General features: G+C 55.7%; 11 protein-coding genes, 2 tRNA genes and 3 rRNA genes. 6 read left to right on the forward strand and 10 right to left on the reverse strand.

The features are described 5' to 3' along the window. Nucleotides 1-40: 40 nt before the first annotated feature. Nucleotides 41-778 carry an SDR family oxidoreductase gene (locus J3P81_RS16795; protein ID WP_420767864.1) on the reverse strand — a complete coding sequence of 246 codons (738 nt, stop codon included), beginning with the start codon at nucleotides 776-778 and terminating at the stop codon, nucleotides 41-43. 198 nt (nucleotides 779-976) lie between these two features. On the opposite strand from J3P81_RS16795, the gene J3P81_RS16800 reads away from it, so the two are divergent. Next, nucleotides 977-1,924 (forward strand): AraC family transcriptional regulator N-terminal domain-containing protein, encoded by a 948-nt coding sequence (locus J3P81_RS16800; protein WP_434559902.1) that lies wholly within the window; start codon nucleotides 977-979, stop codon nucleotides 1,922-1,924. A 302-nt stretch (nucleotides 1,925-2,226) separates the two neighbouring features. Here the strand turns inward: J3P81_RS16800 and J3P81_RS16805 are convergent, their stop codons facing one another. Continuing rightward, complete coding sequence (locus tag J3P81_RS16805) at nucleotides 2,227-2,685, reverse strand: SRPBCC family protein (RefSeq protein WP_434559904.1); 459 nt, start codon at nucleotides 2,683-2,685, stop codon at nucleotides 2,227-2,229. A 120-nt stretch (nucleotides 2,686-2,805) separates the two neighbouring features. Between J3P81_RS16805 and J3P81_RS16810 the strand changes: the two genes are divergently transcribed. Further along, the gene (locus J3P81_RS16810) at nucleotides 2,806-3,207 is read left to right on the forward strand and encodes a lysozyme inhibitor LprI family protein (protein WP_434559906.1); all 402 of its coding nucleotides are present in this window, start codon (nucleotides 2,806-2,808) and stop codon (nucleotides 3,205-3,207) included. A 98-nt stretch (nucleotides 3,208-3,305) separates the two neighbouring features. On the opposite strand, the gene rrf is transcribed toward J3P81_RS16810, so the two are convergent. The 5 genes from rrf to J3P81_RS16835 all read right to left on the reverse strand — a co-directional run bounded on the left by rrf (nucleotide 3,306) and on the right by J3P81_RS16835 (nucleotide 8,501). Beyond that, a 5S ribosomal RNA gene (gene rrf / locus J3P81_RS16815) occupies nucleotides 3,306-3,421 on the reverse strand. 154 nt (nucleotides 3,422-3,575) lie between these two features. After that, nucleotides 3,576-6,467, reverse strand: a 23S ribosomal RNA gene (locus tag J3P81_RS16820). A gap of 250 nt (nucleotides 6,468-6,717) precedes the next feature. After that, a tRNA-Ala gene (locus tag J3P81_RS16825) sits at nucleotides 6,718-6,793 on the reverse strand. Between the two features lie 27 nt (nucleotides 6,794-6,820). After that, nucleotides 6,821-6,897, reverse strand: a tRNA-Ile gene (locus J3P81_RS16830). Between the two features lie 65 nt (nucleotides 6,898-6,962). Next, nucleotides 6,963-8,501, reverse strand: a 16S ribosomal RNA gene (locus J3P81_RS16835). The 16S, 23S and 5S rRNA genes sit together here with 2 tRNA genes alongside, the layout of an rRNA operon. A 681-nt stretch (nucleotides 8,502-9,182) precedes the next feature. Between J3P81_RS16835 and rhtA the strand changes: the two genes are divergently transcribed. Continuing rightward, nucleotides 9,183-10,070, forward strand: coding sequence for a threonine/homoserine exporter RhtA (gene rhtA, locus J3P81_RS16840; protein ID WP_420767268.1), 888 nt, complete (start codon nucleotides 9,183-9,185; stop codon nucleotides 10,068-10,070). Between the two features lie 165 nt (nucleotides 10,071-10,235). Then, nucleotides 10,236-10,517: a hypothetical protein gene (locus tag J3P81_RS16845; RefSeq protein WP_420767267.1), complete on the forward strand. Its 282-nt coding sequence runs from the start codon at nucleotides 10,236-10,238 to the stop codon at nucleotides 10,515-10,517. Nucleotides 10,518-10,525: 8 nt separating this feature from the next. Here the strand turns inward: J3P81_RS16845 and J3P81_RS16850 are convergent, their stop codons facing one another. Then, the gene (locus J3P81_RS16850) at nucleotides 10,526-11,095 is read right to left on the reverse strand and encodes a TetR/AcrR family transcriptional regulator (RefSeq protein WP_420767266.1); all 570 of its coding nucleotides are present in this window, start codon (nucleotides 11,093-11,095) and stop codon (nucleotides 10,526-10,528) included. Between the two features lie 89 nt (nucleotides 11,096-11,184). Between J3P81_RS16850 and J3P81_RS16855 the strand changes: the two genes are divergently transcribed. Beyond that, nucleotides 11,185-11,913, forward strand: coding sequence for an SDR family oxidoreductase (locus J3P81_RS16855; protein WP_434559908.1), 729 nt, complete (start codon nucleotides 11,185-11,187; stop codon nucleotides 11,911-11,913). A 32-nt stretch (nucleotides 11,914-11,945) separates the two neighbouring features. Continuing rightward, on the forward strand, nucleotides 11,946-12,536 hold the full coding sequence (locus J3P81_RS16860; RefSeq protein ID WP_420767264.1) for a 2-hydroxychromene-2-carboxylate isomerase: 591 nt from the start codon (nucleotides 11,946-11,948) through the stop codon (nucleotides 12,534-12,536). Nucleotides 12,537-12,546: 10 nt separating this feature from the next. On the opposite strand, the gene J3P81_RS16865 is transcribed toward J3P81_RS16860, so the two are convergent. Further along, on the reverse strand, nucleotides 12,547-14,355 hold the full coding sequence (locus tag J3P81_RS16865) for an aminopeptidase P family protein (protein ID WP_434559910.1): 1,809 nt from the start codon (nucleotides 14,353-14,355) through the stop codon (nucleotides 12,547-12,549). A 50-nt stretch (nucleotides 14,356-14,405) separates the two neighbouring features. After that, nucleotides 14,406-15,572: a cysteine desulfurase family protein gene (locus J3P81_RS16870; RefSeq protein WP_420767262.1), complete on the reverse strand. Its 1,167-nt coding sequence runs from the start codon at nucleotides 15,570-15,572 to the stop codon at nucleotides 14,406-14,408. Nucleotides 15,573-15,723 lie beyond the last annotated feature (151 nt).

Genomic DNA, 15,723 nt, shown 5'->3' on the forward strand with positions numbered 1-15,723 from the left:
GAGCGTTACCTGGCTGGAGCCGATGCTGGATCGATTCGCCTCAGTAAGGGCTTGCCGTCGGCCGCACCACCAGTTCGCTGACATCGACGTCCGCCGGTTGTTCGATGGCGTAGGCAATCGCCCGGGCGATGGCCTCGGCGGGTATGGCGATCCGACGGAACTCACGCATCTCGGCGCGACCGCCTTCATCGGAAATGCTTTCGGCCAACTCCGACTCGGTGACGCCGGGGGAAATCACGGTCACGCGAACATCCCCACCGACTTCCTGACGCAAGCCTTCGGAAATCGCCCGCACGGCATACTTCGTGGCGCAGTACACCGCGGCAGTCGGGCTGACTGCGTAGGCACCGATGGAAGCAATGTTGATGAATTGGCCGCTGCGCTGACGCTGCATCAGTGGCAGGCCGGCAGCGATACCGTGGAGCACCCCGCGGATGTTGACGTCGATCATGCGATCCCACTCATCGACTTTCAATGCCTCAAGTTTGGAGAGGGGCATGACCCCGGCGTTATTGACGATCACATCGAGTCGGCCAAATTTTTCGACGGCGAAATCGATTAGGCTCTGCACGTCATCGCGACGGCTCACATCCACGGCTTTGCAAGCAGCCCGTTGGCCGGCGGCCTCAAGCTCCTGCACGAGTGCCTGCAAACGCTCCTCGCGCCGGGCGCCCAATACGACGCAAGCCCCCCGGGCAGCCAGCAAGCGTGCCGCCGCCTCACCAATCCCGCTGCTGGCGCCAGTAATGACCACGACTTTGTTTTGAATATCGGACATGATGAATCCCTCGTCTGGATGTGTTGGCTCCCGGTGGAGCGTTTTGACAGGTCCAGATTAGGGATTCGTTCTGCGTTTCGGTTAGCCGGATTCTCCTGCGCATTTGCACGATCCTGTAACGATAGCGCCTCTGGTCGTCGCAGTTGCAATCAGCTTTACTAGCGCGATCCATTCAATTGGCCAGGGAGATTGATCGGCATGTCGGTATCCACGTCCATCACCATCACGCCCGATAACCGCATAGACGTGCGTCGCGCCGAACTGGCGAACCTGATGAAGCGCTTCGCACCGGAATTTGGTGTCCACGCCACGGCTATTGAAGCGTTGCACCTGATCCGCTGCGACCAACCCACAGAAGCCCTGCACGTCGTGCACAAGCCGGGGCTCTGTGTGATTGTGCAGGGTCGCAAAGAAGTCACGCTGGCCCACGAGCGCTATGTCTACGACCCTCTCAATTACCTGGTGGTCTCGGTGACGCTGCCGCTGGCCGACCAAGTGATCGTGGCCAGTCCAGAGCAACCGTACCTGTGCATTCGCCTGGACATTGAGCCGGCCCAGATCTGTCGGCTGATTGCCGATGCCAACCCCATCGGTTTGCCGGCTGAAAGAACTGACCGCGGATTATTCCTGGACCGAATTGACGAACCCCTGCTCGACGCTATGCTGCGTTTGCTGCGGCTGCTCGACAGTCCGGACGACATCGCGACACTTGCGCCCTTGGCCCAGCAGGAGATTTTCTATCGACTGTTGCGCGGTGCCCAAGGCCGGCGCCTGCATGAAATCGCAATTCCTGACACCCAGACCCACCGCATCAGCCGAGCCATCGAGTGGCTCAATAGCCATTACGCCGAGCCATTGAGCATCGAGAGTCTGGCGCAAATGATCAATCTCAGCCCTTCGGCGCTGCATCACCGCTTCAAAGCCGTGACCGCCATGAGCCCGCTGCAATATCAGAAACAGCTGCGCCTGCAGGAAGCCCGACGATTGTTGTTGGCCGAGAACTGCGACGTTTCGTCAATTGGCTACAAGATGGGCTATGAAAGCCCTTCTCAATTCAGTCGGGAATACAGCCGCCTATTCGGCGCCTCGCCGAGCAAGGACATCGCTCGTCTGCGGGCGATGGCATTACAGGCCAGCAGCGCCTGATCCGGCATGCAAAACCCGACGCCAGGCCTGACGGAATATCTTTCTCGCAGACGAAAAAAAACCCGCCTAAGCGGGTTTTTCCAAGACCATTACGACTCCCTGTCGATAGCTATCCTTGCAAGGTCGATCATCCCTGATCCTGAGCACTCCCTGTGCTTCAGTGGATGAGCAAAGATTACGCGTCGGATCCAAAGTGAAATAGAGGATATAACTACCAAGCCGTGTAAGAGATTCGCTATACCCTCCCTTCCGAAAACCCTTAGTCAATCGGGCATCGGATCGATAAAGGCTCTGAAGCCATATCATGCCTTGCTCAGGAATTCCTCGATGTTGGCCATTTGCTCATCCCAACCCCGACTATCCATTCGAAAGGCCTTGAGTCGACGCGCTTCAGGAATACCGTTGAATCCCGACTCCACCACTTTCAACAACGTCCCCCCCTTAAAGTCTTCGAGTTCGAACTCCACCTGAGTCTCGGACTCTTGGGAGTAATCCGTCTGTGGCTCGATAGCGTAGGGATGCCAGCGAAACGAAAACACCCGCTCGGGCTCGACACGCTCCACCATCACATCCCAAACGAGGTGTTCGTAGCCCGGATAAGTAATCTGCCCTTGGGTGCGCTCTCCGGCGACAAACCGTTTCCCGTCGAGATTCACACCAAACCATTGGCCGAAGGTCTCAGCATCGGCCAGTGCGCGCCAAACCTGCGAACGGGGCGCCTTCAATAAGATCTTTCTTTCGATACGGTCAGGTAAATGCATGGGTCACCTCCTTGTTCAACACTAGGCTTGTAAGACCACGAGGCCAACCGGAAAGTTGTGTCAGCGCATTGTTTGGGTACACTCCCTCCGGCAGTTTTACCCGTCAAGGAGAGATTGATAATGTCCAAACGCTTGCTGCTGCCCCTTATTCCGCTGCTGTTCGTCAGCCCCGTCCAAGCTGATGATTGCGCAAACGCCACGACCCAGGGCGAGTTGAACCAGTGCGCAACCCAGGAAAACAGGGCCGCCGATAAAGAGTTGAACCGCTTGTACCAAAAAATCACAGCGCGCCTGAAGGATAACGCTACGGCCAAACAATTGTTGGTCAAGGCACAGCGCGCCTGGATTGACTTCCGTGACGCTGAATGTAGCTTTTCGGCGTCCGGTGTCGAAGGCGGAAGCGTCCATCCCATGATCCACAATGAGTGCATCACGACGCTGACCAAGGCGCGGATTGACGCGTTCAACACCTATCTCAGCTGCAAAGAAGGGGACCTGAGCTGTCCGGTGCCTGAAGCTTGATTGAGGACAATGAGAGGGATGACAAGCCATCCGGTTTTAATCCAAGCGCAAAAACAAAACCCCTACCTGCATCAGCAGATAGGGGTTTCGGAATTTAATCTTGACGATGACCTACTCTCACATGGGGAAACCCCACACTACCATCGGCGATGCATCGTTTCACTTCTGAGTTCGGGATGGGATCAGGTGGTTCCAATGCTCTATGGTCGTCAAGAAATTCGGTAGCCAGCGCGTGCCTTACGGTCACGTTCCAGCGAATGGGTATGTGATAGCGTGTTGCTTGTGAGTATCTCGAACTTTCGGTTCGTTTCGTCTTCACAACACCCCAATCTGGCCTCTTTCGAGCCTACAAATTGCTTGGGTGTTATATGGTCAAGCCTCACGGGCAATTAGTACAGGTTAGCTCAACGCCTCACAGCGCTTACACACCCTGCCTATCAACGTCGTAGTCTTCGACGGCCCTTCAGGGAGCTCAAGGCTCCAGTGAGATCTCATCTTGAGGCAAGTTTCCCGCTTAGATGCTTTCAGCGGTTATCTTTTCCGAACATAGCTACCCGGCAATGCCACTGGCGTGACAACCGGAACACCAGAGGTTCGTCCACTCCGGTCCTCTCGTACTAGGAGCAGCCCCTCTCAAATCTCAAACGTCCACGGCAGATAGGGACCGAACTGTCTCACGACGTTCTAAACCCAGCTCGCGTACCACTTTAAATGGCGAACAGCCATACCCTTGGGACCGGCTTCAGCCCCAGGATGTGATGAGCCGACATCGAGGTGCCAAACACCGCCGTCGATATGAACTCTTGGGCGGTATCAGCCTGTTATCCCCGGAGTACCTTTTATCCGTTGAGCGATGGCCCTTCCATACAGAACCACCGGATCACTAAGACCTACTTTCGTACCTGCTCGACGTGTCTGTCTCGCAGTCAAGCGCGCTTTTGCCTTTATACTCTACGACCGATTTCCGACCGGTCTGAGCGCACCTTCGTACTCCTCCGTTACTCTTTAGGAGGAGACCGCCCCAGTCAAACTACCCACCATACACTGTCCTCGATCCGGATAACGGACCTGAGTTAGAACCTCAAAGTTGCCAGGGTGGTATTTCAAGGATGGCTCCACGCAGACTGGCGTCCACGCTTCAAAGCCTCCCACCTATCCTACACAAGCAAATTCAAAGTCCAGTGCAAAGCTATAGTAAAGGTTCACGGGGTCTTTCCGTCTAGCCGCGGATACACTGCATCTTCACAGCGATTTCAATTTCACTGAGTCTCGGGTGGAGACAGCGCCGCCATCGTTACGCCATTCGTGCAGGTCGGAACTTACCCGACAAGGAATTTCGCTACCTTAGGACCGTTATAGTTACGGCCGCCGTTTACCGGGGCTTCGATCAAGAGCTTCGCGTTAGCTAACCCCATCAATTAACCTTCCGGCACCGGGCAGGCGTCACACCCTATACGTCCACTTTCGTGTTTGCAGAGTGCTGTGTTTTTAATAAACAGTCGCAGCGGCCTGGTATCTTCGACCGGCGTGGGCTTACGCAGCAAGTGCTTCACCCTCACCGGCGCACCTTCTCCCGAAGTTACGGTGCCATTTTGCCTAGTTCCTTCACCCGAGTTCTCTCAAGCGCCTTGGTATTCTCTACCCAACCACCTGTGTCGGTTTGGGGTACGGTTCCTGGTTACCTGAAGCTTAGAAGCTTTTCTTGGAAGCATGGCATCAACCACTTCGTCACCCAAAGGGCAACTCGTCATCAGCTCTCGGCCTTAAGATCCCGGATTTACCTAAGATCTCAGCCTACCACCTTAAACTTGGACAACCAACGCCAAGCTGGCCTAGCCTTCTCCGTCCCTCCATCGCAATAACCAGAAGTACAGGAATATTAACCTGTTTTCCATCGACTACGCTTTTCAGCCTCGCCTTAGGGACCGACTAACCCTGCGTCGATTAACGTTGCGCAGGAAACCTTGGTCTTTCGGCGTGGGTGTTTTTCACACCCATTGTCGTTACTCATGTCAGCATTCGCACTTCTGATACCTCCAGCAAGCTTCTCAACTCACCTTCACAGGCTTACAGAACGCTCCTCTACCGCATCACTTACGTGATACCCGTAGCTTCGGTGTATGGTTTGAGCCCCGTTACATCTTCCGCGCAGGCCGACTCGACTAGTGAGCTATTACGCTTTCTTTAAAGGGTGGCTGCTTCTAAGCCAACCTCCTAGCTGTCTAAGCCTTCCCACATCGTTTCCCACTTAACCATAACTTTGGGACCTTAGCTGACGGTCTGGGTTGTTTCCCTTTTCACGACGGACGTTAGCACCCGCCGTGTGTCTCCCATGCTCGGCACTTGTAGGTATTCGGAGTTTGCATCGGTTTGGTAAGTCGGGATGACCCCCTAGCCGAAACAGTGCTCTACCCCCTACAGTGATACATGAGGCGCTACCTAAATAGCTTTCGAGGAGAACCAGCTATCTCCGAGCTTGATTAGCCTTTCACTCCGATCCACAGGTCATCCGCTAACTTTTCAACGGTAGTCGGTTCGGTCCTCCAGTCAGTGTTACCTAACCTTCAACCTGCCCATGGATAGATCGCCCGGTTTCGGGTCTATTCCCAGCGACTAGACGCCCTATTAAGACTCGCTTTCGCTACGCCTCCCCTATTCGGTTAAGCTCGCCACTGAAAATAAGTCGCTGACCCATTATACAAAAGGTACGCAGTCACCCAACAAAGTGGGCTCCCACTGCTTGTACGCATACGGTTTCAGGATCTATTTCACTCCCCTCTCCGGGGTTCTTTTCGCCTTTCCCTCACGGTACTAGTTCACTATCGGTCAGTCAGTAGTATTTAGCCTTGGAGGATGGTCCCCCCATATTCAGACAAAGTTTCTCGTGCTCCGTCCTACTCGATTTCACTTCTAAGATCCTTTCGCGTACAGGGCTATCACCCACTATGGCCGCACTTTCCAGAGCGTTCCGCTAAAATCAAAGAAGCTTAAGGGCTAGTCCCCGTTCGCTCGCCACTACTAAGGGAATCTCGGTTGATTTCTTTTCCTCAGGGTACTTAGATGTTTCAGTTCCCCTGGTTCGCTTCTTGCACCTATGTATTCAGTACAAGATAACCATCTTATGATGGCTGGGTTCCCCCATTCAGACATCTCCGGATCACAGTCTGTTTGCCGACTCCCCGAAGCTTTTCGCAGGCTACCACGTCTTTCATCGCCTCTGACTGCCAAGGCATCCACCGTATGCGCTTCTTCACTTGACCATATAACCCCAAGCAATCTGGTTATACTGTGAAGACGACATTCGCCGAAAATTCGATCTGGCTCTAAGAGCCACTCACAAATTTTACCTTAGCCTGATCCGTTACCAGTGAAAGTAACGTTCAGTCTATCTTTCTATCACATACCCAAATTTTTAAAGAACGATCTAATCAAAAGACTAGAAATCAACATTCATCATCCCGCGGATGGAATGCTCATTTCTAAGCTTTAAACGTTGGAACCAATCTGTAATGGTGGAGCCAAGCGGGATCGAACCGCTGACCTCCTGCGTGCAAGGCAGGCGCTCTCCCAGCTGAGCTATGGCCCCGTATCGCTACAGGGTACACCATGAAATTGGTGGGTCTGGGCAGATTCGAACTGCCGACCTCACCCTTATCAGGGGTGCGCTCTAACCAACTGAGCTACAGACCCAATCGTCTTCTTCAATGAATCAAGCAATTCGTGTGGGAGCTCATGGAGCCGCTGCTGTCGTCGATTAAGGAGGTGATCCAGCCGCAGGTTCCCCTACGGCTACCTTGTTACGACTTCACCCCAGTCATGAATCACACCGTGGTAACCGTCCCCCCGAAGGTTAGACTAGCTACTTCTGGTGCAACCCACTCCCATGGTGTGACGGGCGGTGTGTACAAGGCCCGGGAACGTATTCACCGCGACATTCTGATTCGCGATTACTAGCGATTCCGACTTCACGCAGTCGAGTTGCAGACTGCGATCCGGACTACGATCGGTTTTGTGGGATTAGCTCCACCTCGCGGCTTGGCAACCCTCTGTACCGACCATTGTAGCACGTGTGTAGCCCAGGCCGTAAGGGCCATGATGACTTGACGTCATCCCCACCTTCCTCCGGTTTGTCACCGGCAGTCTCCTTAGAGTGCCCACCATAACGTGCTGGTAACTAAGGACAAGGGTTGCGCTCGTTACGGGACTTAACCCAACATCTCACGACACGAGCTGACGACAGCCATGCAGCACCTGTCTCAATGCTCCCGAAGGCACCAATCCATCTCTGGAAAGTTCATTGGATGTCAAGGCCTGGTAAGGTTCTTCGCGTTGCTTCGAATTAAACCACATGCTCCACCGCTTGTGCGGGCCCCCGTCAATTCATTTGAGTTTTAACCTTGCGGCCGTACTCCCCAGGCGGTCAACTTAATGCGTTAGCTGCGCCACTAAGAGCTCAAGGCTCCCAACGGCTAGTTGACATCGTTTACGGCGTGGACTACCAGGGTATCTAATCCTGTTTGCTCCCCACGCTTTCGCACCTCAGTGTCAGTATCAGTCCAGGTGGTCGCCTTCGCCACTGGTGTTCCTTCCTATATCTACGCATTTCACCGCTACACAGGAAATTCCACCACCCTCTACCATACTCTAGCTCGACAGTTTTGAATGCAGTTCCCAGGTTGAGCCCGGGGATTTCACATCCAACTTAACGAACCACCTACGCGCGCTTTACGCCCAGTAATTCCGATTAACGCTTGCACCCTCTGTATTACCGCGGCTGCTGGCACAGAGTTAGCCGGTGCTTATTCTGTCGGTAACGTCAAAACACTAACGTATTAGGTTAATGCCCTTCCTCCCAACTTAAAGTGCTTTACAATCCGAAGACCTTCTTCACACACGCGGCATGGCTGGATCAGGCTTTCGCCCATTGTCCAATATTCCCCACTGCTGCCTCCCGTAGGAGTCTGGACCGTGTCTCAGTTCCAGTGTGACTGATCATCCTCTCAGACCAGTTACGGATCGTCGCCTTGGTGAGCCATTACCTCACCAACTAGCTAATCCGACCTAGGCTCATCTGATAGCGCAAGGCCCGAAGGTCCCCTGCTTTCTCCCGTAGGACGTATGCGGTATTAGCGTCCGTTTCCGAGCGTTATCCCCCACTACCAGGCAGATTCCTAGGCATTACTCACCCGTCCGCCGCTCGCCACCAGGTACAAGTACCCGTGCTGCCGCTCGACTTGCATGTGTTAGGCCTGCCGCCAGCGTTCAATCTGAGCCATGATCAAACTCTTCAGTTCAAACATCTTTGGGTTTTGAGAAACCCTAAACTTGGCTCAGCAATCGTTGGTTACATCTTTGATTTCTCGCGGAGTAACTTGTGATGCTGATAATCTGTTGACTAGCAGTCTGACTCCACAAGCACCCACACGAATTGCTTGATTCATTTGTTAAAGAGCGGTGGGTTGAGCCTTTCGTCTCAACCGAGGCGCGCATTCTACAGCGCCCCGTGTATCTGTCAAGCGGTTATTTTAAGAAGTTTTCAAAGTTTCGCTTGGAAATCCTTAACAACTTCAACCACTTGCGCTTCCGATCTCTCGTTAGCGGGAGGCGAATTCTACAGCGTTACTCGCTGCTGTCAACACCTCTTTTTTACCGCTTTCGACCGAGAAGATCGAACCGTCGATAGCGCCCAACAAACCGGCCTACCCACTCCTTCCGCGCCTCGATGAACTGAAGCGAAGCACTTACCGAAACTTGGTTAACTCATTGAAACTCAAGGAGTTTTCCGTTTCGACTGCGCCGGAAGTGGGGCGAATTATAGACATCCAGAATTTGCCGTCAACCGTTATTTTTTCCTTTCTTTATCTTTCCGGCTGAACGGGTCCAAACCCGCCTGATATATAGACTGCGCCGCTTGAAATGCGCACTATATTGCTCAAACCCGTTTCTCTTGCCCTTTTATTGGATGACACCCCGTAATGACTCCAGCCAATCGCAACCTGGTTTCTTCTTTATTCCCGGTTGCCTTGCTAATAATCGCGATGGCCTCGATCCAGTCTGGCGCGGCTCTTGCCAAAAGCATGTTCCCGGTAGTGGGCGCGCAAGGAACCACGACCCTGCGCCTTATCTTCGCCAGCATCATCATGTTGTTATTGCTACGCCCTTGGCGCGCCAAGCTCACCGCTCAATCCCTGCGCACGGTGATGGTCTACGGGATGGCGCTCGGCGGCATGAACTTCCTCTTCTATATGTCTCTTCGTAGCGTTCCGCTGGGCATTGCCGTGGCACTGGAATTCACCGGCCCGCTGGCGGTTGCAATCTACGCCTCGCGTCGGGCGATCGATTTCCTTTGGATCGCCTTGGCAGTGATCGGATTGCTGCTATTGATACCTACCGGGGCAGCCGACACCGGCATCGACTTGGTAGGTGCCGGTTACGCCCTGGGCGCAGGCGTGTGTTGGGCGCTATACATTCTGTTTGGCCAGAAGGCCGGCGCGGACAATGGCGTTCAGACCGCAGCATTGGGAGTCATGATAGCGGCTCTGTTTGTCGCCCCTATTGGTATTGTGCACGCCGGTGCCGCGCTGCTGACGCCGAGTCTGATTCCGGTCGCCATCGGGGTCGCCATCCTGTCCACAGCCCTGCCTTATACCCTGGAGATGATTTCCCTGACCCGGATTCCAGCCCGCACGTTCGGGACGCTAATGAGCGTCGAGCCCGCGATCGGCGCCTTGTCAGGATTTATCTTCCTTCAGGAATACCTGTCGCTGGCGCAGTGGGCCGCCATCACCTGCATCGTCCTTGCATCAGTCGGCGCGACACTGACGATGGGAGATACCGCAAAGCCCGCCATCGCAGCAGATTGAGCAGTTTTTATATAGCTCTGGTATTTACCGCACATTTAGGCCATGTTTAGCCCCGTAACCTAATGCCAGGCATGGATTTTTTTATACAGGACGTCATGAACGCTTCAAGCGAAAGCGAACACAGCCGTACGTAGACACAAGATCCACGACGGCATAAGGACGGGAATGAAACGAATCTTGATCTTGATCGCCGTGCTGGCAGTTGCGGGCTGCGCGGCGACATCGAAAACCGAAATGAAACGCGGTAAAAAGGGCCTTCACATCAATTGCTCCGGTCTGACTTCATCCTGGGATCAATGCGCCGCCACGGCGGCCAATTCATGCGCCCCCAAGAACTACAAGGTGATCGCCAAATCCGGTGATGCCGTCGAGGAACCGGGTGACTATCCCTTCGGGCTCAACCCCGCCGGGTATACCAGCCGCAGCATGATCGTCATCTGCAAATAATCAGCGGATCAGTCAAAGGGTCGCTCGGCGATTCGACGACTGATTTCCTCACGGCTGGATTTGAGGACATCGCGCTGAATCTCAGGCGATGCCAACATGCGTGCCACCACCAATGCCCCGACACATTGTGACAGGACCGCCCATGCCAGGCTGTCACTTCCCATTATCCGCGCCCAGCCTTCATGCAACCGGCAGATCCAAGTCTGTGCCGCCTCCCGTACCTGAATATCCGAGCGCGCGATCTCTGCCCCCAACACGGGCAAGGCACACCCCACCTCCGGTTGCTCCACATGGCTCATGCTCAAGTACTGCTTGAGACAACGCTCCAGTTTCGTTGAGTCCATGATCCCATCGCCACTCAAGCGGTCCAGGCTGTGGGCCAGCTCTCGTTCGACAATCGCCCTGAAAAGCTCATCCTTGGATGAGAAATGGCTATAGAACGCGCCGCCGCTCAACCCGATCGCCTTCATCAGGCCATCAACGCCCACCGTTGCAAATCCGGACTTCTTAGCGGAGATAGCGCTGCTGGCGAGCAGTTTTTCGCGAGTTTCCATCTTGTGGTTGGCTGAATAACGCATCGTCCTGCCTCTGAATGCACACCTTGACGTTGGCCGGATCTTAACATAACGTCCGTTTAGTTAACGATCGTTTAGCAATGGGACGAACTATGAATAACAAGAAGGTCGTACTGGTTGTGGGTGCTGGCGATGCCACCGGCGGGGCAATAGCCAGGCGTTTCGCCCGGGAGGGTTTCGTTGCCTGCGTCACGCGTCGAAGTGCCGACAAGCTTGAGCCGTTAGTTAACAGCATTCGGGACGAGGGAGGTGATGCTCACGGTTTCGCCTGCGATGCGCGCAACGAAAATGAAGTCATCGGGCTGATCGAGCAAATTGAAGTACAGATCGGGCCGATCGAAGCTTTCATATTCAACGTTGGCGCCAATGTGCCCTGCAGCATTCTGGAAGAGACGGCGCGCAAGTATTTCAAGATCTGGGAAATGGCTTGCTTCTCCGGCTTTCTCAATGCTCGGGAAGTGGCCAAGCGCATGGTCAAGCGCCAGCGCGGGACAATCCTGTTTACCGGAGCCACGGCCGGATTGCGCGGAGCGTCAGGGTTCGCCGCGTTTGCCGGGGCCAAGCATGGCGTGCGAGCTTTGGCGCAAAGCATGGCGCGCGAACTGGGCCCGATGAACGTCCATGTCGCTCACATAATAGTGGACGGCGCCATCGACACGGCCTTCATTCGCGACAACTTCCCGGAAAAATATGCCACCAAGGACGAAGACGGCATTCTCGATCCGGAACACATTGCCGAAAATTACTGGTACTTGCATACCCAGCCCCGCGATGCCTGGACATTCGAGCTGGATCTGCGCCCCTGGAGCGAACGCTGGTAAGCCTCCACCTCATAACAAAAAAAGAGCAGCCCATGAGCAAATCCGTAGAGTTTTTCTTCGATCTCGGCAGCCCCACCACCTACTTGGCCTACACGCAGTTACCTGCGCTTTGCGCACAAGCGGATAGTGAGCTGATCTACCGCCCGATGTTGCTGGGGGGTGTCTTCAAGGCAACCGGCAACGCATCGCCTGTTACCGTACCGGCCAAAGGGCCTTATCTGTTCAAGGATCTGAATCGCTTTGCTACCCGTTATGGCGTTGAGTTCAAGCTCAACCCCTATTTCCCAATCAACACGTTGCTGTTGATGCGCGCCGTAACCGGGATGCAATTGCGCCACCCAGACCGATTCGAGACCTTTATCGATTGCCTGTTCCGCGCGCTTTGGATTGACGCCCGAAATCTCAACGATCCAGCGACAGTTGCGGCGGTTCTGGAAGACGGCGGTTTTGATCCTGGGTATGTACTGGCCTTGACCTCTGATCAACAGGTCAAGGACCAGCTCAAAAACTCCACCGAAGAAGCGATCCGCAGAGGCGTGTTTGGCGCGCCGAGCATGTTTGTAGGCAACGAGCTGTTCTTCGGCCAGGATCGGCTGGACTTCGTCCGTGAAGCCCTAGCCTGACCTTTTTGCATCAGATCGCCGCTGTCCGGATGTTCAGCCATTGCAGCGCATCGCCTTGCAGCAATGGGCTTAACCGACGCTGAACCTCGGCGTGGTAGGCGTTGAACCAGTCCCTTTCATCCTGGGTCAGCAACGCTGGCTCAAGGCAACGGGTATCGATCGGGCACAGCGTCAGGGTTTCGAAGGACAGGAACTCACCGAACTCGCTACTGCCTGCCTCGCGGTTGAGGACCAGGTTCTCGATGCGCACACCCCAGCGACCCGGGCGATAAGTGCCCGGTTCGATGGACGTGATCATACCCGGCTGCATCGCGGTTTGTGGCGAGGCAGCGGCTTGATAGGCAATGACTTGTGGCCCCTCGTGCACGTTCAGGAAATAACCGACGCCATGGCCAGTGCCATGGCCGTAATCCACCTGCTCGGCCCAGATTGGCGCGCGGGCGATGGCATCGAGCAAAGGCGATAGGATGCCCCGGGGAAATTTGGCCCGCGATAACGCGATCACACCTTTGAGGACTCGGGTGCAATCACGCTTCTGCTCCGGCGTTGGCGTTCCGACCGGTACCATGCGTGTGATGTCCGTGGTACCGCCGAGATACTGGCCACCCGAATCGATCAACAACAGGCCATCGCCTTCGATAACGGCGTGCGCTTCTTCCGTGGCGTGGTAGTGGGGCATTGCGCCATTGGCATTGAAGGCCGCGATGGTATTGAAGCTCAGGGAGACGAAATCCGGCCGGCGTTTGCGTGCCGCGGTCAGATGTTCATCGATAGTCAGCTCGGTGATGCGCTCGCGGCCCCAGGCGCTTTCCAGCCAGGCGAAGAATTCGCAGAGCGCCGCACCGTCCTGTTCCATTGCCTGGCGGATATGCTCGGCATCCGCCGAGGTTTTGCGGGATTTGGCCAGGGTCGTGGGGTTGAGACCTTCGACCAGCTTGACGCCACTGTCCAGGTTATCCAGCAAGCCGACCGTGACCCGCGCCGGATCGATCTGCAGGCTCGCACCGCTTGGCACTTCACGCAGCGCGGCCGCGGCTTCGCTGTAATCGCGCAGCGTCACGCCATCCTGTTCAAGAGTGGCACGCAATGGCGCACCGACTTTGTCCAAGGCTACGAACAACGTCGCCTGTTGTTGGCCAATCAACGCGAAGGAGACAAACACCGGGTTGAACGACACATCCGCGCCACGCAAATTGAACAGCCAGGCAATGTCATCCAGGGTCGCAATGAAATGCCAATCGGCACCGCGTTCCTTGAGGGATTCGCGCAGTTTGGCAAGCTTCTCTACACGACTCACCGTGGCTTGGGGTGGCAGGTGGGCGTAGACGGGCTGATCCGGAAGGGCTGGACGATCGGTCCAGATCTTATGCAGCAGGTCGACGTCGGTACGCAACCGCGCGCCGCGCGATTCAAGCTTACTGCTCAGCGTGCGGGCCGACGCAACGGCCATGACTGCACCGTCGACCGCCACAACACCACCCTCGGGTGTTTGTTCACCCAGCCAGTCCAATGGGCCGGGCTGACCTGGCATGAGCTTGACCAACTCGATCCCACTGCCCTCCAGTTCCTTCGTGGCCTGTTCCCAGTATCGACTGTCGGCCCAGACCCCGGCGAATTCCCCCGTCACGATCAAGGTGCCGACCGATCCATGGAAACCGGACAACCACTGACGCCCTTGCCAATAGCCTGGCAGATATTCGGACAGATGCGGATCGGCCGACGGGACCAGCAGCGCATGAACGCCCTCCTCGCTCATCAACTGGCGAATTCGGGCCAGGCGCTGGGGCACCTCTCCTGGGGTCAAAGGCTCGGTACTCATTATTACTCCTGCTAATCGATTTTATTGTTCGTTGCAAAAGGTCGGTCGGTTCAAGGGGTCGTCGCCCAAAACGCCGGCGCAGCAGCGCAGGCTTCCTTGATAACCCGCACCGCCTCATCAATATCCTGTTCGCTAGTGAAACGCCCCAGGCTCAAGCGGATAGTCCGCCCGGCCGCACGTGCATCATGCCCCAGGGCCAGCAGGACATGGGATGGGCTGTTCTGCGCTGAATTGCAGGCCGAAGTAGCCGAAAATGCAATCGACGCACCCAATGTCGCCGAGTTGAATTCACCTTCATTGAACGTCAGGCTCAACGTGTGGGGAATACGGCAGCTCGCACTGCCATTGATACATACACCGGGTAATGCCAATAGCGGCTCGAGCAAACGATTGCGCAACCGGGCGATCTGGGCAAGCTCCTGGTCGAACGACTGCGCCGCCAGCTCGAACGCAGCGCCCATGGCTGCAATCTGATGGGTCGCCAGGGTGCCGGAGCGTAAACCACCTTCGTGGCCTCCGCCATGAATCTGTGCCGATACCCGAGGCCTCGCACGGTCGCCAACGTATAGCGCGCCGATACCCTTGGGTCCGTAGATCTTATGCGCGGAAAAGGACATCAGGTCCACCGGCCACCGGGCCAGGTCGATGCCCACCTTTCCCGCCCCTTGGGCGGCGTCCATGTGGAACAGCGCGCCGTGCTCGCGAACGATCTCACCGATGGCAACGGCGTCGTTGACGGTCCCCAACTCATTGTTCACCAGCATCAGCGACACGAGGAACGTGTCTTCGCGCAGGGCCTCGCGAACCGCGCGTGCAGTGATCAGGCCATCGGCGTCTGGCGCCAGCCAAGTCACCTCGACGCCACTTTCCTCTAGTTGCCTGACCGTATCGAGAACTGCCTTGTGTTCGATCAGGCTGGTAATGACATGCCCACCACCGGCACCGCGCGCCTGCGCCACGCCCTTCAAGGCCAGGTTATTGGATTCGGTGGCACCGGAGGTCCAGATGATTTGATCGGCTCGAGCGCCAACCAACCGGGCCACCTGCTGGCGTGCCTGCTCCACGGTTTGTCGTGCCTCCTGGCCGAACGCATGGGAGCTGGAGGCTGGGTTGCCAAAGTTACCGTCGAAGCCCAGGCATTGGATCATGACCTGGATAACCCGCTCATCCACCGGCGTGGTGGCGGCGTAATCGAAATACAAAGGACGCTTATTCATAAGGAAACTCGCAGAGCCGGTTCCAAGACCAGGGTGCCCTCGTTGGATTCGAGACAAGCATTACCTGATCAAGACCTTTAAAGAAGTCGGACTTCATTTATAAGTGCGTAGGAACGCTCCTGGAACAGCGAGCTTAGCAGGCATCGCGCCG

Origin of the sequence: Pseudomonas sp. R1-6 (assembly GCF_051132115.1) — a bacterium.
Taxonomy (GTDB): domain Bacteria; phylum Pseudomonadota; class Gammaproteobacteria; order Pseudomonadales; family Pseudomonadaceae; genus Aquipseudomonas.